General features: G+C 53.6%; 17 protein-coding genes and 1 other annotated feature. Of the genes, 1 reads left to right on the top strand and 16 read right to left on the bottom strand.

The genetic code is table 11. From position 1 onward, the window contains the following. Nucleotides 1-17 precede the first annotated feature (17 nt). The gene (locus PEL01S_RS06700) at nt 18-971 is read right to left on the bottom strand and encodes an RluA family pseudouridine synthase (RefSeq protein WP_127459782.1); all 954 of its coding nucleotides are present in this window, start codon (nt 969-971) and stop codon (nt 18-20) included. Beyond that, nucleotides 968-1,495, bottom strand: coding sequence for a signal peptidase II (gene lspA / locus PEL01S_RS06695; protein ID WP_127459781.1), 528 nt, complete (start codon nt 1,493-1,495; stop codon nt 968-970). Before lspA ends, PEL01S_RS06700 begins: the two co-directional genes overlap by 4 nt. A 117-nt stretch (nt 1,496-1,612) precedes the next feature. On the opposite strand from lspA, the gene PEL01S_RS06690 reads away from it, so the two are divergent. Continuing rightward, nucleotides 1,613-2,383, top strand: a complete 771-nt coding sequence (locus PEL01S_RS06690) for a TraR/DksA C4-type zinc finger protein (RefSeq protein WP_174806909.1) — start codon at nt 1,613-1,615, stop codon at nt 2,381-2,383. A gap of 6 nt (nt 2,384-2,389) precedes the next feature. Here PEL01S_RS06690 and PEL01S_RS06685 read toward each other — a convergent pair whose 3' ends face one another. The 14 genes from PEL01S_RS06685 to ftsA form a co-directional block, all read right to left on the bottom strand. Next, nucleotides 2,390-2,716, bottom strand: a complete 327-nt coding sequence (locus tag PEL01S_RS06685) for a DUF5665 domain-containing protein (RefSeq protein WP_063184232.1) — start codon at nt 2,714-2,716, stop codon at nt 2,390-2,392. Between the two features lie 81 nt (nt 2,717-2,797). Next, nucleotides 2,798-5,566, bottom strand: coding sequence for an isoleucine--tRNA ligase (ileS, locus tag PEL01S_RS06680; RefSeq protein ID WP_127459780.1), 2,769 nt, complete (start codon nt 5,564-5,566; stop codon nt 2,798-2,800). 50 nt (nt 5,567-5,616) lie between these two features. Beyond that, nucleotides 5,617-5,885 (bottom strand) — a binding site (T-box leader). A gap of 59 nt (nt 5,886-5,944) precedes the next feature. Continuing rightward, nucleotides 5,945-6,424: a DivIVA domain-containing protein gene (locus PEL01S_RS06675; protein ID WP_127459779.1), complete on the bottom strand. Its 480-nt coding sequence runs from the start codon at nt 6,422-6,424 to the stop codon at nt 5,945-5,947. 120 nt (nt 6,425-6,544) lie between these two features. Next, complete coding sequence (locus tag PEL01S_RS06670) at nt 6,545-7,327, bottom strand: YlmH family RNA-binding protein (RefSeq protein WP_127459778.1); 783 nt, start codon at nt 7,325-7,327, stop codon at nt 6,545-6,547. 26 nt (nt 7,328-7,353) lie between these two features. After that, the gene (locus PEL01S_RS06665) at nt 7,354-7,623 is read right to left on the bottom strand and encodes a YggT family protein (protein WP_088832962.1); all 270 of its coding nucleotides are present in this window, start codon (nt 7,621-7,623) and stop codon (nt 7,354-7,356) included. Nucleotides 7,624-7,651: 28 nt separating this feature from the next. Beyond that, nucleotides 7,652-8,077 carry a cell division protein SepF gene (locus PEL01S_RS06660; protein ID WP_010491957.1) on the bottom strand — a complete coding sequence of 142 codons (426 nt, stop codon included), beginning with the start codon at nt 8,075-8,077 and terminating at the stop codon, nt 7,652-7,654. A 29-nt stretch (nt 8,078-8,106) separates the two neighbouring features. Beyond that, nucleotides 8,107-8,796, bottom strand: a complete 690-nt coding sequence (locus tag PEL01S_RS06655; protein WP_127459777.1) for a YggS family pyridoxal phosphate-dependent enzyme — start codon at nt 8,794-8,796, stop codon at nt 8,107-8,109. A 78-nt stretch (nt 8,797-8,874) separates the two neighbouring features. After that, a complete protein-coding gene (gene pgeF / locus PEL01S_RS06650) occupies nt 8,875-9,735 on the bottom strand; it encodes a peptidoglycan editing factor PgeF (RefSeq protein WP_127459776.1) in 861 nt (286 codons plus the stop codon). A gap of 98 nt (nt 9,736-9,833) precedes the next feature. Continuing rightward, complete coding sequence (locus tag PEL01S_RS06645) at nt 9,834-10,133, bottom strand: YlmC/YmxH family sporulation protein (RefSeq protein ID WP_010491952.1); 300 nt, start codon at nt 10,131-10,133, stop codon at nt 9,834-9,836. 426 nt (nt 10,134-10,559) lie between these two features. Next, nucleotides 10,560-11,342: an RNA polymerase sporulation sigma factor SigG gene (gene sigG, locus PEL01S_RS06640; RefSeq protein WP_010491950.1), complete on the bottom strand. Its 783-nt coding sequence runs from the start codon at nt 11,340-11,342 to the stop codon at nt 10,560-10,562. Between the two features lie 171 nt (nt 11,343-11,513). Continuing rightward, nucleotides 11,514-12,236, bottom strand: coding sequence for an RNA polymerase sporulation sigma factor SigE (gene sigE, locus PEL01S_RS06635; protein WP_025853411.1), 723 nt, complete (start codon nt 12,234-12,236; stop codon nt 11,514-11,516). Between the two features lie 148 nt (nt 12,237-12,384). Continuing rightward, nucleotides 12,385-13,284: a sigma-E processing peptidase SpoIIGA gene (gene spoIIGA / locus PEL01S_RS06630; protein ID WP_127459775.1), complete on the bottom strand. Its 900-nt coding sequence runs from the start codon at nt 13,282-13,284 to the stop codon at nt 12,385-12,387. A gap of 488 nt (nt 13,285-13,772) precedes the next feature. Then, nucleotides 13,773-14,909: a cell division protein FtsZ gene (gene ftsZ / locus PEL01S_RS06625; protein WP_063184238.1), complete on the bottom strand. Its 1,137-nt coding sequence runs from the start codon at nt 14,907-14,909 to the stop codon at nt 13,773-13,775. A 49-nt stretch (nt 14,910-14,958) separates the two neighbouring features. Beyond that, the gene (ftsA, locus tag PEL01S_RS06620) at nt 14,959-16,206 is read right to left on the bottom strand and encodes a cell division protein FtsA (RefSeq protein WP_063184239.1); all 1,248 of its coding nucleotides are present in this window, start codon (nt 16,204-16,206) and stop codon (nt 14,959-14,961) included. Nucleotides 16,207-16,252 lie beyond the last annotated feature (46 nt).

Genomic DNA, 16,252 nt, shown 5'->3' with positions numbered 1-16,252 from the left:
CCATGTCCCTGACCTTGTTACCTTGTTCGCAGCACTTCCAGAAGCCGCTGCATATCGTCCGGAATCGGCGCTTCGAACTGCAGCTCCGCTCCCGAGCGGGGATGCTCGAATCCGAGCACGGCCGCGTGAAGCGCTTGTCCTTCCATCAGGACCCCCTTGCTCTTGGAAGGACCGTAGGCCGGATCTCCCACAAGCGGATGTCCGATGAATTTCATATGCACCCGAATCTGATGTGTGCGTCCCGTCTCCAGCTTCAGCTCCAGCAGCGTGTAATCGCCGAACCTCTCCACTACGAGAAAATGCGTGACCGCATGCTTGCTGTTCCGTTCGGTGACAGTATACAGCTTCCGATCCTTCGGATCGCGTCCGATCGGCGCATCGACAGTGCCGTTCTCATGAGGAACGTTGCCATGCACAAGGGCAAAATATTTGCGATTGACCGTATGCGCCTTCAATTGGGCGGCAAGCCCCGAATGAGCCAGATCGTTTTTCGCGGCCATCAACAGACCCGACGTATCCTTATCGATGCGATGAACAATGCCGGGCCGAATAATGCCGTTAATGCCGGACAAATCCTTGCAATGATACAGAAGCGCATTGACGAGCGTTCCGCTGTAATGTCCGGGCGCCGGGTGCACGACCATACCCCGCGGCTTATTGACGACAATCACGTCCGAATCCTCATACACAACGTCCAGCGGAATCGGTTCCGGCGTAAGCACCAGCTCTTCCGGTTCGGGCATGACCAGCGTCATGGCGTCCCCTTCAGAAAGCTTATAGTTCGGCTTTACCACGCGGCCTCCGACCTTCACGCAACCGTCCTTGATCCACTGCTGCACTTGCGTACGGGACACTTCTTCCTCCAGCGCTTCCGTAATGAACTTATCGATTCGTTCTCCGGCGTCTTCCGGCTCGGCCGTCCATTCGAACCGCTGATCCTGCTCCGACCATCCTTGCTCGGTTACATTCATGATTGCGAGTCCCCGCTTTCCAGCTTGTTGGCGGCATTTTGTTTCGCTTCCTGACGCCAGCTGATCAGCGAATCAACGAAGATCAAGGCGACCCCGACGACGATGGCGGAATCGGCAACGTTAAAGATCGGGAACGGGTAGTTCACCGGGATGCCGAAGAAATTGAAACGGAAGTGAAAATCGAGAAAATCCACAACTTCGCCAAACAGCGCACGGTCGATAAAATTGCCAAACGCCCCTCCAAGCAGCAAGCTCAGAGCAAAAGGCAGCAGCTTTTTTCCTTCTTTTCGCATCTTCTGCAAATACCAGATGACCCCAACCACTACAAAAACCGTAATGACCAGGAAAAACCACCGCTGATTTGGCAAAATACCAAAAGCGGCTCCAGTGTTCCGGTGAGAGGTGATTTGGAAAAAATCGCCGATGACCGATCGCGATTCCCCCCGCTCCAACCGGCTTACAATAAGCCATTTGGTAGCCTGGTCCAACAGGAGAACGATAAACGCGTAAATGTAATATCTCAAAATAACAACTCCTTATTGGGCTTGCTGACAACCTGCATACATTTACCTAGCTAAAAACAACGGGCGGCGCGAAACATAACGATACATGCTTGCTTTAATCAAAAGGAGGCGCTTTTCTTGACAAACCTTCCGTTCGAATCCGGTTCCCCCGGTCCGCTTACCGGGCAGCAGCTGCAAGCGCTCAAAGCCAAGCTGACGGAAGAAAAGCAGTGGCTGGAGCGGCACTTGGAATCACGTGAGCATATGGGACTCGGCGATTCCATGCGCGTCCAGACCGGAGAGCTTTCCAACTATGACAACCATCCCGGCGATTTGGGCACCGAGATGTACGAACGCGGAAAAGATATCGCCCTTCACGAAAATGCCGAGCACCAGCTTACCGACATCAACGAGGCATTGACTCGCATGGAATCGGGGGATTACGGCATTTGCCGGGTATGCGGGCAGCCGATTCCGCCCGAGCGGCTGGAAGCCCTCCCTACAACCGCCTACTGCGTAGAACATGTACCCGACCCCGATATGTCCCAACGCCGGCCCGCGGAAGAAAAATTTCTTGACCCGCCGTTCGGAAGAACAAGTCTTGACGAACGCGAGGGGCAGACGCAGTTCGACGGCGAAGACGCCTGGCAAATCGTCGAAAGCTGGGGAACGTCCAATACGCCGGCGATGGCCGACGATCCGAACGAATCCGACAGCTACAACGAGATGCAGATCGAAGCCGACGAATCCGAAGGGTACGTCGAACCGATCGAAAGCTTCCTGGCCACCGACATGTTCGGCCGTCAAGTCACGGTTGTCCGTAATAAAGCGTACCGACACTATATGCGCAGCGGCGAAGGAGACGGCTTGCTCGAACCCGAGGAAGAGGCCGAAGACCGGTTTTCGTAGGCTGTGCTAGAAGGTCCTTTTTCCTTCCAATTGGAACTGCACATGTTTGACAATATCGGCAATATAATTCCCGATTATAGGCAAGTTCAACACGTTAAGCGCCTGGAGCAGATACAGGATGGTCGAAGCGAATATGGTAAAACCGATCGCAATGCCTACGCCGCGTGAAATCCCGGCAAGCAGGTTGGTCCAAATCAGGCGAATCGGGCTGTTCATGAGCAGAACGTAGTCGGCAATTTGCGTCCGTTCGATGTTCGCGGCAATGTCGGTTACTTTTTTGTGTACATGCTCAAGCAATTTTTCCTGATCGTTCTTTTCCGTCGTCTGTTCTATCGCGCAACCCTCCCAGGGTACAAATCACGAGCCTTTCCATGGGAAGCTCCCTTCGCTTCCCATGGATGGCTCGCTAACCCATTAGCCTGCAGCGCCGGCTTTCAGCACTCCCGAGCAGCGTTTGCACAACGTCGGATGCTCGGAGTCATGACCGACCTCAGGCGTAACGATCCAGCAGCGTTCGCACTTCTCCCCATCGGCCACAGCGACTTTTACGTCAAGCCCCTTGAACGCTTGAGCTCCCTCAGGTGCTGTCTCCTCCGGATTATGCACTTTCACCGCGGAAACGATAAACAACAGATCCAATCGGTCGAAGCCGCCAAGCAGCTCGTACGTCTCCGTACTCGGGTACAGATGAACCGAGGCGCTGAGCGAATTGCCGATCAGCTTTTCTTTCCGAGCTTCCTCCAGCGCTTTCAGCACATCGTCGCGCACACCGCTGAATTTTTCCCATTTTTGTTCCAGATTCGCATCGAACAAGCTTGTATCGATCGTCGGCAGCTCAGCGAGCTGTACGCTCGGCAGCGTCGTACCCGGAATGTATTTCCATACCTCGTCAGCCGTATGCGGCAAAATCGGAGCAATCAATTTAGTTATTGCCGTCAGCGCATCGTATAATACGGTTTGCGCCGCTCTGCGGGCCGGATCGGACGGAAGGCTGGCATACAGCCGGTCTTTCAAAATATCCAGATAGAACGCGCTCATATCGACCGCGCAGAAATGGTTTACGGTCTGATACACCACGTGGAAATCGTAGTTGTCGTACGCCTTGATGACTCGATCCGTCATCCGGTGCAGACGCAGCAGCGCGAACCGGTCCAATTCACTCATTTGTTCTACGCCTACGCGGTCTTTGGCCGGATCGAAATCCGACAGGTTGCCGAGCAAAAAGCGCAGCGTATTGCGGATTTTCCGGTAGCTTTCGGCAATCTGGTTCAAAATGTTGTCCGAGATGCGCTGATCTGCCTGGAAATCGGTCGAAGACACCCACAAGCGCAAAATATCGGCGCCCAGCTTGTTGCACATCTGGTTCGGATCGATCGTGTTACCGAGCGATTTGGACATTTTGCGTCCTTCGCCGTCCAGTGTAAAGCCGTGGCTCAAAATGCCTTTGTACGGCGATTGTCCTTTGACTGCCACGCCGGTAATTAACGACGAGTTATACCACCCGCGGTATTGGTCCGAGCCTTCCAGATACAGATCGGCCGGCCATTGCAGCTCTTCGCGCGTTTCGAGCACCGCCGAATGGCTGGAGCCGGAATCGAACCATACGTCCATAATATCCGTTTCTTTGCGGAAATGGTCGTGACCGCATTTCGGACAAACGGTACCCGCCGGGAGCAATTCCTTCTCGTCACGCAGGAACCACGCGTTGGAGCCTTCCTTTTCAAAAATCGAAGCGACATGCTCGATCGTCGTCTCGTTGACCAGCGGCTCATTACAGCTGCGGCAGTAAAAGATCGGAATCGGCACGCCCCATGCCCGCTGACGGGAAATACACCAGTCGCCGCGGTCGGCGATCATGTTATGAAGTCGAATCTCGCCCCACTCCGGCGTCCACTTCACGCGCTTGATTTCGTCCAGCATCGCTTGGCGGAATTTATCGACCGATGCGAACCACTGCTCAGTTGCGCGGAAAATGACCGGCTTCTTCGTCCGCCAGTCATGCGGATATTGGTGCTGAATAAAACTCATTTTCAGCAGGTGGCCGCTTTCCTGAAGCTTTTCCGTAATCGCCTTGTTCGCTTTATCGTAAAACAGCCCTTCAAAGCCCGGCGCTTCCGCTGTCATATGCCCTTGGTCATCCACCGGACACAAGACGCCGAGACCGTATTTTTGCCCGATCACGAAGTCGTCTTCCCCGTGTCCCGGAGCGGTGTGTACGCAGCCCGTACCGGCTTCCAGCGTCACGTGCTCGCCCGTCATCACAAGCGATGTCCGATCGTAGAACGGATGGCGGCAGAGCACATGCTCAATCTCACTGCCCTTGAACGTCTGCAGAACGTTCACATCAGTCCAGCCGATTTCCTTCGACGCCGCTTCGAGCAGTCCTTGCGCCAGCACGAACTTCCGGCCTCCCGTTTCCACCAGAACGTAGTCGAAATCCGGATGGACGCTGATCCCAAGGTTCGCCGGTATCGTCCAAGGCGTCGTCGTCCAGATGACGATGGCTGCGTCCGCAGGCAGCTTGCCTTTGCCGTCCTGTACGTCGAAAGCGACGTAAATCGAAGCCGATGTCTTGTCGCGGTATTCGATCTCGGCTTCCGCCAGCGCGCTTTCCGAAGAAGGCGACCAGTAAACCGGCTTCAATCCTTTGTAGATATAGCCTTTCGTCACCATCCCGCCGAAAACGCGGATTTGCTGTGCTTCGTATTCAGGCAGCAGCGTAATATACGGGCGATCCCAATCGCCGCGGATACCGAGACGCTTGAACTGCGCTTTTTGCCTCTCCACCCACTGCAAAGCGTAATCTTTGCAATAGTCGCGGAATTCCGGCACGCTCATTTTTTTCCGGTCGACTTTGCCGCTGTTGGTAATGGCCTGCTCGATCGGCAAACCGTGCGTATCCCAGCCTGGCACATAAGGTGCATCGTAGCCCTGCATTGTTTTGAAACGGACGATAATGTCCTTTAAAATTTTGTTTAGCGCGTGGCCGATATGAATGTCGCCGTTCGCATACGGAGGTCCGTCGTGCAATACAAACTTCGGTTTGCCCTTGCGGCTCTCCTGCACTTGACGGTAAATGTCCGTCTCGTCCCAATGCTGCTGCATTTTCGGTTCAGCCTGCGGAAGGTTGCCGCGCATCGGAAAGTCCGTTTGCAGCAGGTTTAGCGTTTTTCCATAATCCATCGAATGTCTCACTCCTAACTGAATTTACAACAAAAAAAGACCTCGCATCCCTAAGGGACGAGAAGTCTCGCGGTACCACCCTGTTTAAGACCACGATCGTCGAAGCAATCGTCCGTGACGTTCACGGCCGCTGCCCGGCTCGAAGTCTTCGCTCCATGATCGATAACGGGATCAGCCGATGCTCTTTACTTCCGGAACGAGGTTCAAGAGATGCTCCTGGGGGATATTCCTTGACCGCCGAAGTCCGGGCTCGCACCATTCCCCCCGGCTCGCTGGCCTCCGCTGGACGTCAAGTACTCGTCCCAGTCATCGCTTTCATTCATGTTAACTTATACAGGGAGTATAGCGGAAATGAGCCTCCACGTCAACTTGGGCCAATCAAGGCTGCTCGATCTCCATCCGGTCGAGCGAGTTCCAATCTTCCTTGCTGAGCAGCTCGAGCTGCGCCTCGATAAGCGTGCGGAACCGGGTCCGGTAGATCGACGCCTGCTTTTTCAGCTCCTCGATTTCTACCGACACTTTACGCGCTTTGGTCAGCGATTCGTTAATGATGCGGTCGGCGTTCTTCTCCGCTTCTTTAATAATCAGCTGCGCTTCTTTTTTCGAGTTATTTTTCACTTCATCAGCCGCTTCCTGCGCGATGATGATCGTTTTGCTAAGCGTTTCTTCGATATTGGCAAAATGGTCCAGACGCTCTTGAATCGCGGCCAACTGATTTTGCAGCTCTTTATTTTCACGGATCAGCGATTCGTAATCTTTAATGACCTGATCCAGAAATTCGTTCACTTGATCTTCGTCATATCCCCGAAACGAGCGGCTGAACTCCTTGTTATGTATATCGAGCGGTGTTAAAGCCATTGCTGCACCTCCTGCAAATTTGGCAAAAAAACTATGATCCTATGTTGTCCGCGCATGCGTAATCCTATATTCGACAGTTGCTGGCATATTCCTGCATCGGCAAACAAAAAAAATCGGCGTTCACGCATATTTGCCGATTTTTAAACGGTATCTCCCTTTTTTGGTTACTCCTTCGACTTCCAGCACCTTGAAGCGCCCGAACCCTTGAAGCGATACGACGTCCCCCTGCTTTAGCGGCTTACTCGGATCTTCTTCCTGCTTCCAGTTCACTTTGCAACGCCCGGCTTTAATCGGAACAAGCACTTTGGCCCGGCTCAGCCGGTATACGTCGCTGACGATGCCATCCAGACGAAGCGAAGCGACCGATAAGAACATTTCGTCCAGCTTCGTTTCCGTCGCCTTGAGCTTATTCAGCGGCAACTGCTCTGTCCGCACGTGCAGCCGGTGCACCTGACTCAGATTGAGCCGGATATAATCGGCAATTTCCGAAGCCACGAGAAAATGACAGCCATCTTCCCGCACATAAATATCGCCGATTTTATCGCGCTTGATACCAAGTCCGAGGATCGCTCCCATGAAATCGCCGTGGTCCAGCTCCTTCAGCTTCTCGTCCTCGGAAGTAATTTCAATGAGGCTGATCCCCATCTCTTCATCGTCCAGCACGCGATAATCCGGAGCGACCAATGCCCGCTTCCGTTCCGCACCCGGATGGCCGCCGTCGAATCGCACATGCACGTCCGGGTTCCGATTGGCAAGCGTGGTCAGGATGAAAATCTGCCGCGGGTCCAAAAAATCGGTCAGCTTGACCGTATGCTGCTCGGCCCGCTCCACCCATTCCGCCGCCTTATCGACAAAGCGGTGTTCGTCCGGATGGAAGTGGGCATATAGTTGTTCCTGCATCATCGGTTTAAGTCTCCTGCAATTTTAAACTAGGGAATAATGAAACGGAGAACCGCAACGATTCCTTCCCCTACGAAACGAAGCGCAATCAGCGCGATAATTGGGGAAATATCGATCATCCCGCCGATCGGAGGAATGAACCGGCGGAATACGGACAAATACGGCTCACACAGCTTCCCCAGTATTTCCCCAATAAAGCTTTCTCGCGCGCTCGGCAGCCAGGAGAGCAGAACGTAGGCGATGAGCACGTACTGATAAATCTGAATCAAAGTGCGAATGTAGTCTTCAATGTAGTACAAGCCGTTCACCTCGTTCTTTCTATATACGCTATTCTTCGTTATGGTGCATCATTTCCGAAATCGAGCCGTGAATTTCCACGGTATCCGGAGTGCACAAAAAAATGTTCGGTCCGATCTTCGAGATGGAACCGCTGAGCGCATACACGGTACCGCTCAGGAAGTCGACGATCCGCGTAGCCTGATCCGGCCGGACCCGGTGCAGATTGACGACGACAGGCCGGCGTGAGCGCAAATGGTCGGCAATTTCCTGGGTTTCCTCGTAAGACCGTGGCTCGTTCAAGATGACCCGCACGTTTTTTTGCGAATGGATGCTGACGATGTTCCCCTTATTTTTACGCAATTCCTGCGCCGGGGTTTCAGCTTCTTCATGATGCTCTACGACGCGCTCGCGCTCCACGACTTCTTCTTCTTCCTGCAAGCCCAGAAAGTTCATGAATTTATTCATTACGCCCATATCCTTTCCTCCTCGGAGTTTCATCTCTGTCACTCTTTACCCACCAAGACCGAACCAAGACGCACCCAAGTCGCTCCTTCTTCAATGGCTACTTCAAAATCGTTTGACATTCCCATCGACAAGCCCGTCACTTCATAATCGAGCACGGTTTCCCGGTTCAGACGGTCCCGCCATTCGCGCAAGCCGCGAAACACCGGGCGGGTCGCCTCGGGCTCCGCTTCATAAGGCGCCATAGTCATCAGACCGGCCACACGGATATGCTTCATGCTCCGCAGCTCCGCCGCAAAATCAAGCAGCCCGCCGGGCTCCAAACCGTATTTCGTCTCTTCCCCCGACACGTTCAGCTGAATAAAGCACGGAACCTCGATTCCGAGCGCCGACGCCTTCTTCTCGATCTCTTTGGCCAGCGACAGCCTGTCCAGCGAATGAATATACGCGAATCGTCCGACGACGTCCTTTACTTTGTTCGTTTGCAGATGTCCGATGAAATGCCACACGCCTTCACTGCCGAATGCTTCCCATTTGGCAGCGGCATCCTGCCAGCGGTTCTCGCCGACATCTGTCAATCCGCTCCTCAGCGCTTGTCCTGTCGTTTCGAGCGAAACGTACTTGGTCACGGCGATGACGCGCACCTCCTCGGGGCTACGTCCCGCGCGGGCGCACGCCGCGGCAATACGCTTGCGGACTTCTTCGATTCGTTCCTTCAGCTCTACAGTCATAACGTCAATTCACCTCGCTTTCGGCCTGCCTGGCTATGGGGCGGTCCCCGGTGTTATCAAGCCGGAGTCCCCCAGCCTCTATTCCCGCAGTCCGATCCATGCCGCCATTCTACCGGTTTTTCCGCCTTCTTTGCGGTGCGAGAAAAACAAGTCGGTACGGCAGCTTGTGCATAAACCACTTATTTCGATATGAGACGGCATAATTCCTGCTTTTATCATAATTTGTCGGTTTATTTGTTGCAAGTTCAACTTGTATTTGCCGTTAGGCTGTTTTTCGTAGAACGGCGAACGGCCGGATTCGTCGGCGCCGCTACCCGGTGCAACCTGCTCCAGCACCTTGTCCATTCGCGCAATAACGGCATCGTCCACCTCGTAGCAGCATGCGCCGATAGAAGGGCCGATGGCAGCCTTCACGTCCCGTGGCTTGGTGCCGTATGCCGCGCTCATCGTCTCCAGCGTCGCCTTGGCGATTTGCAATGCGGTCCCCTTCCACCCTGCATGCGCCAATCCTACCGCCTTGCGGACCGGATCATAAAAATACAGCGGCACACAGTCCGCAAACAACGCGTGCAAAAAGACCCCCGGTTCGTTCGTGACGAATCCATCTTTGCCCTGCAGCGCCTTCTCCCGAGAATCGTTGCCCGCACCGCGCTGCCCTTTACCGACAACCTGAATTTCCTTCCCGTGAACCTGCTCCGCGTATGTGCACGATTCGAACGGCAGCTCGAGCGATTCGGCCAGCAAATTCCGGTTCGCAACCACATCAGCGGGTACATCCTCCACGTGAAGCCCGCAGTTCAAGCTGCCGAACGCTTCGCGGCTAACCCCGCCGCGTCTTGTCGTAAAACCGGCCGTCACGGCCGGACAGGCGTTCATGAAACGCTCCAGCATAAGCAGTTCACAGCCGTTTTCGGCTTGTCGGATTACAAAAGGCTCCATGGGTCCGCCTCCCGTCTTTTTACTACTCAGTATACACGAAGCGAAAAAAAAGAACACCCTTGTTCGTCCGGGTGAATGCACGCCTGTCTTCGCTTGCCCTATCCGCGGGACTGACGGTTGTACTCATACACGTTATCGGCCGGCTCCTGCTGCCGGAAAGCCCGAACATCCTCCAGCTTGACCAGGACGACGTCCATGCCGATTTTGACGATGTTGCTCCAAGGGATAATCACATCGGTTCCGCCGCCGAACAATCCGAAGAAACGGGAGGAATTCGGGACGACGATCGCCTCGATGCGTCCTTGCCGGAGATCGAGCTCCAAGTCGCTGATTTGGCCCAGCTTTTTGCCGTCGACGATATTGATCACGTCTTTGGTTTGGAAATCGGATATTTTCACGCTGTCACCACCGGGGAAGGCATATTGCAGAACGATTTTGGAAGCCTCATTGGCGACACGTCTGCGAGTGAAAGGTAATCCGCTTCGGCTCAAACACAGCCTGAAAAAAACTCGCCGCGGATCACTTTTCACTCTACGACCAACTCGCCAATAGACGTTTCAAAACCAAAAAAATCGGTTCCGCAAATGCCCTTTTTTATACTATATGAGCAACTTGGGCAAAATGTCCTTTCCAGTCTATAAAAAAAGCTTTTTATCGAAGCCTTTTCGAGGAAGATACATTCGTGTTTTAACGGAAGCTTTTCTTGCGATATAGAATTCAATCAGCTCCGCTGATAACTTATAAATTCTATATCTATAAAAAAAGACCGCGCCCGCTGCATTGTAGCGAGTCGGTCGGATCTTCGCAGGTCGGGCAAGCTCCCGTCAGTTTTTCACATGCTTCTGCATCTGGGATATGGCCGATTTCTCGAGCCGGGATACTTGCGCTTGGGAAATGCCGATCTCGTCGGCTACTTCCATCTGGGTCTTACCGTCGAAAAATCGCATGGACAAAATCATTTTCTCGCGGTCGTTCAGCTTTCGCATCGCTTCCCGGAGGGCAATGCCTTCGATCCAAGATACGTCTTTGTTCCGGTCGTCGCTGATCTGGTCCATCACATAGATCGGATCACCGCCGTCATGATAGATCGGTTCGAAAAGCGACACCGGGTCTTGTATGGCATCGAGTGCAAACACGACATCTTCCTTCGGCACGCCGAGCGCTTCCGAAATTTCGTAAATGGTGGGCTCCCGCGAATTTTGATTCGTCAGCTGATCGCGCACCTGAAGCGCCTTATAAGCGATATCGCGCAAGGAGCGGGACACACGGATCGGGTTGTTGTCCCGAAGGTAACGGCGGATCTCTCCAATAATCATCGGAACCGCATAGGTGGAAAACTTGACGTTCTGGCTTAAATCGAAATTATCAATGGCTTTCATCAGTCCGATACAGCCTACTTGGAACAGGTCGTCGACAAATTCCCCCCGGTTGTTGAACCGCTGAATGACGCTCAGCACGAGCCGGAGGTTGCCGTTGACTAATTTCTCTCTTGCAGATCGTTCGTTATTCGTCTGCAGATCCACGAATAGTTCACGCATTTCCGCATTGGTCAAAACCGGTAGCTTTGCCGTATCGACGCCGCATATTTCGACTTTGTTTCGGGTCACCGTGATTACCTCCCAAGGAGAAACATTACTGTTAATTATCTCCTCGGAATGCTTTTTTATGCGGTCTTGGCGGGCTCTCAAACGGCCGCACCGCTCTCTAAAAATCGTTCAAATCCAGTTCCCGCAAGGGCGGTTTCGCTTTCATCGCCCACGAAAAAAACTTTTTCCAGTTTACACCATCTTGTTGAACTCTTTGCGGAGCCGTTTGATGATGCGCTTTTCAAGCCGCGATATATACGACTGGGAGATGCCGAGCATGTCCGCGACGTCCTTTTGCGTCTTCTCTTCACCGTCCTGCAGACCGAAGCGCAGCTCCATGATGATCCGTTCGCGCTCCGACAGCTTGTCAAGCGCCTTATGGAGAAGCTTGCGGTCGACCTGCTCCTCGATATTGCGGTAGATGGTGTCGTTTTCCGTCCCAAGCACATCCGACAGCAAAAGCTCGTTACCGTCCCAATCGATATTGAGCGGCTCGTCGAACGAAACTTCGGTGCGAATTTTACTGTTACGCCGCAAATACATCAAAATTTCGTTCTCAATGCAGCGCGAGGCGTACGTGGCGAGCTTGATTTTTTTCTCGGGATCGAACGTATTGACCGCTTTGATCAAGCCGATTGCGCCGATCGATACGAGGTCTTCGATATTGATGCCTGTGTTCTCGAATTTACGCGCGATGTAAACGACGAGCCGCAGATTTCGTTCGATCAGCATGCCACGGATGGCCGCATCTCCTGAAGGAAGCTTTTCCAGTAAATATTCTTCCTCTTCGCGTGTGAGCGGGGGCGGCAGCGCTTCGCTTCCACCGATGTAGTAGATTTCGTCCGATTTGAGCCCCAGCACCAGCAGCAGGCGAAAATACATAATTTGCAGCATCAGCTTCCACTTGACCATCATGTTTACGCTTCCTCCCATTCATACCATTTTTTTCGCCGGACATCCCCAGTCGTGAAAACAGCTTTCTTGCGGTCAAGCTTCGGTCTCCCTTACAAGCACGGCCTTGAGCTGCGGCAAGCCAGGCGTCGGATATCGGGTCCCGCTGTTGTTACAAGTTGACTAGCGACGGATGAATGATAGCCTGATAAGCGTTGTCCGAGCTGAGGCGCCCGCCGTCCAGTCCGATCAGCACTTTGTTCGCCTCGATCTGCTCGCTTCCCGTTGTGATGACGACCCGGTCCGGCTTGAGCGCCAGCATAAACTGCGTATTCCGGTTCACCCCCCGATACGGCACCAAGCGCAAGCGGTCCTGCCAGACAAAGGGCTCGGTACCGATCGACGTCACGAGTTGGTCCACTTCGGCACGGCGGATTTTGACCAGCCAAGCTTCGGGAATGCGCTCCCCCCACTGTCCCGCTTCCATGACCATGACCGGCGTTTTCGTCAGCGGATCGTACAGTTGGTTGCCCGTATCGATAAGTCCGGTGCAGCTGGAGGCAAATTCGTCGATATGGACCTCCACCTTGGCCAAAAACGAGGTCAGTTCCTGCTTGCGTCTCAAGGCTTGCAGGACGTGCCGGCATAGCCATAACGCCAATGGGAAGGAAAAAGCTAGCATCGTCAGCGTGACCCCCAGATCGTGGCTGAACAAGATGCCATTGACGATTTCGCTGGAGGATTGCCAGAAGTAGGCGCACCCGAAGACGGCACCGGCTGCCATAAAATTGATGACGTAAAATGCGCCAAGGTTCCGCAAAAAATGCTGCAATCCCCCAAATCCGAAGGCGGTCAGCAGCATCAGCAGAGAAAGCGCAAATTTTAGCGAAACCGTAAACAGAAACGATAACGGCGGAAAAAACAGCATCACCGCATAGCTGCCTCCGATGGCTGCAGAGAGCCCCAACCGCCACGGGCGGTAACGGAGCTTGCGCGACCAGGCCGTCGTCCAGAGCAGCGCACCGTCGATCAGCACGTTCATGAGGAATATGACATCGATGTACACGACCATCTTCGTTACCTCCCGCCCAGCTTGCCACCCGCTTGCCGCGAATGAGACAAGTATATCCCAATCGTATTCCAAAGTCTGTCTAAACATGCCGAGGGGGCGGTACTATTTTTGTCGAGAGGAGGGGGTTGGGAAGAGTGAATTTGAGGGAGCGGAGTTGATGGAGGGAGAGAGTTGAAACTTGATCAGCAGTCGTGTGGCTGCGAGCAGTCGTATGTGCCTTCGGCCGCTGTTGAACTCGGGTTTTATTCAACTTACCTTTCGGTAAGAACCCAAGTTCAAAGGCGGCACGTAAACTCTACGGCACATACGCTGCTCTCCGCCACACAAGCTGATCTGGCGAGGACTCACTTCTCCCAACCAAGGGAGGAGTAGATAGGATGCCTCTCGAGACGGGAGAAGGCGAAATAAACGTCAAATAAAAAACAGCCGCCTCTAGGGATAGAGGCGACTGTGCATTAAACAATATAGTAACAATATGGATTAGTTCATTACTTATCGAAGCCGTTGCGGTTGCGGTTGCGAAGGAACGCCGGAATGTCGAGCTGGTCGTTCGACGATTGGCCTCCGAATGGACGGAGGTTGCCAAGACGGTTGTCCACAGGCTCCTGCGATTGGTTGGTGGACGCCGTTGTACCGGTTGCTGACGGTTTCTTGGCTGGTGATACTACTTCGCGATGTTCGAAGCCGGTGGCGATAACGGTCACCTGAATCTCGTCTTTCAAGCTTTCGTCAATCACCGCACCGAAGATCATATTGACTTCCGGGTCGGCTGCATCGGCGACGATATCGGCTGCTTCGTTGACCTCGTAGAGCGACAGGTTGTTGCCGCCCGTGATGTTCAGCAGCACGCCGCGCGCTCCGTCAATCGACGTTTCAAGCAACGGGGAGCTGATCGCTTTCTTGGCCGCTTCCGCCGCACGGTTTTCGCCTGAAGCGTGCCCAATCCCCATTAAAGCCGAGCCACGCTCGGTCATGATGGTCTTTACGTCGGCAAAGTCCAAGTTGATCAAACCGGGAACGGCGATCAGGTCGGAAACCCCTTGGACCCCTTGACGCAAAACGTTGTCCGCCGCAAGAAACGCTTCCAGCATCGGCGTTTTCTTGTCGACGATCTCAAGCAAACGGTCGTTCGGAATAATAATGAGCGTATCGACTTTTTCCTTGAGTGCGGCAATACCTTGCTCCGCTTGTCGAGCACGCTTCAATCCTTCAAAACGGAACGGACGCGTCACGACGCCGACGGTCAGCGCACCGCATTCTTTTGCGATTTCGGCAATAACCGGCGCAGCGCCTGTCCCTGTGCCACCGCCCATACCTGCGGTAACAAAGACGAGGTCGGAACCTTTGAGGGCATTGGCGATTAACTCGCGGGATTCCTCGGCCGCCTTCTTGCCGACATCGGGATTGGCGCCGGCTCCGAGACCGCGTGTGAGCTTGTCCCCGATTTGCAGTTTCATCTCCGATTTGGCGAGATGCAGAGCTTGCGCGTCGGTGTTGACCGTTATAAATTCGACCCCTCTCACGCCAGTGTCAATCATCCGGTTGACAGCGTTGCTTCCGCCTCCGCCACAGCCGATTACTTTTATTTTGGCAAACCCTTCCATGTCCATATCAAATTCAAACATACTAGCGTCTTCCCCCTCATTAGGCTTTCATCATGCAAGCTACCCGAGTTTAAATAAATTCGCTTAACCAATTTTTGAAACGTTCCATGGCCGAGGGCTTTTGCTCTTGACCGGAAGACGCTTTTTTCGTCGTGACGAGCTTCTTGACGCCGGAGCCTTGTTTGGCATGCCGCAAATATTTGGAGGCGTACTGGATAATTCCTACGCCGCTCGTGAAAGCAGGGTCTCGCACGCCGATAAACTCGGGAACGGCAATACGAACGGAAGAAGCCAGCTCCACTTGGGCGACATTCAACACGCCGGGCAGCGAAACCGTACCACCGGAAAGCACATAACCGCCCGGCAGATCGGTGAAGCCAAGCCGCTGAACTTCCAAGAGGATCAGATGAAATATTTCTTGTACCCGGGGCTCGATGATATTCGCCAGATCGACCTGCGAAAATTCCTTATCCGTATTGCTGCCGATCCGGTTAACCTTGAACACTTGATCAGGCGCTGCATGCTCTACAACGGCGCATCCGAATTTCAGCTTGATCTTCTCAGCGATGTCCGCTTGCGTCCGCAAGCCGTAAGCGATATCGTTCGTAATGAACTCGCCGCCGATCGGAAGCGTCGATGTAGCAACCAGATTGTTCTCGTTAAAAATGGCGATCGTCGTAGCGCCCGCACCGATATCGACCAGTACGGTTCCGACAGCCTTTTCGTCTTTGGACAAAGCCAGATGGCCTGCGGCCAGTGACATCAGTATAAGTCCGGCTACCTTGAGTCCGGATTTCTCCACGACACGGAGCAAATTATGTATCGCCGTTTTCGTACCGGTAACGATGGTCGCTTCAACTTCCAGTCTAACTCCGATCATGCTCCGGGGATCGTGAATCTGATCCGTTCCGTCAACTACGTATTGGTTTGGCACAACGCCGATAATCTCGCGTTCGGGAGCCAAAGGAATCACTTTCGCCGCCTGAATGACCCGTTCGATGTCGTCGTCGCCGATTTCGCGGTCTTCATTCGATACCGCTACGACCCCGTGACTCGATTGCAGCGCAATATGATTGCCGGAAATTCCAACGTACACTTCCGATATTTGCACTCCGACCATTCGCTCGGCATGATCCACTGCGCTCCGGATCGACTGGACCGTTTGATCGATATCCACGATCGCTCCTTTGCGAATTCCCTGCGAGTCGGCAGATCCAACTCCAATTATATTAATGGCGCCGTTAACGACTTCCCCAATAATAGCACGAACTTTGGATGTACCGATGTCCAAACTAACAATGATGTCATTGCTGCTCAACCCGTGGCACCTCCTGTGACATAATTTCGATAATGAGCCTTGGTCA

The organism is Paenibacillus elgii NBRC 100335 (genome assembly GCF_004000865.1).
Taxonomy (GTDB): domain Bacteria; phylum Bacillota; class Bacilli; order Paenibacillales; family NBRC-103111; genus Paenibacillus_G; species Paenibacillus_G elgii.
Note: the sequence above shows the minus strand (reverse complement) of the source record. Positions and strands in the feature narration are given on the sequence as shown.

Excerpts from the sequence above, each read along its gene's own strand:
- spoIIGA (WP_127459775.1), bottom strand. The coding sequence starts at position 13,284 with ATGGTCGTGTACATCGATGTCATATTCCTCATGAACGTGCTGATCGAC.
- ftsZ (WP_063184238.1), bottom strand. The coding sequence starts at position 14,909 with ATGTTTGAATTTGATATGGACATGGAAGGGTTTGCCAAAATAAAAGTA.
- PEL01S_RS06660 (WP_010491957.1), bottom strand. The coding sequence starts at position 8,077 with ATGGGCGTAATGAATAAATTCATGAACTTTCTGGGCTTGCAGGAAGAA.
- sigE (WP_025853411.1), bottom strand. The coding sequence starts at position 12,236 with ATGATGGTCAAGTGGAAGCTGATGCTGCAAATTATGTATTTTCGCCTG.
- PEL01S_RS06700 (WP_127459782.1), bottom strand. The coding sequence starts at position 971 with ATGAATGTAACCGAGCAAGGATGGTCGGAGCAGGATCAGCGGTTCGAA.
- ileS (WP_127459780.1), bottom strand. The coding sequence starts at position 5,566 with ATGGATTATGGAAAAACGCTAAACCTGCTGCAAACGGACTTTCCGATG.
- PEL01S_RS06675 (WP_127459779.1), bottom strand. The coding sequence starts at position 6,424 with ATGGCTTTAACACCGCTCGATATACATAACAAGGAGTTCAGCCGCTCG.
- PEL01S_RS06670 (WP_127459778.1), bottom strand. The coding sequence starts at position 7,327 with ATGATGCAGGAACAACTATATGCCCACTTCCATCCGGACGAACACCGC.
- pgeF (WP_127459776.1), bottom strand. The coding sequence starts at position 9,735 with ATGGAGCCTTTTGTAATCCGACAAGCCGAAAACGGCTGTGAACTGCTT.
- PEL01S_RS06655 (WP_127459777.1), bottom strand. The coding sequence starts at position 8,796 with ATGACTGTAGAGCTGAAGGAACGAATCGAAGAAGTCCGCAAGCGTATT.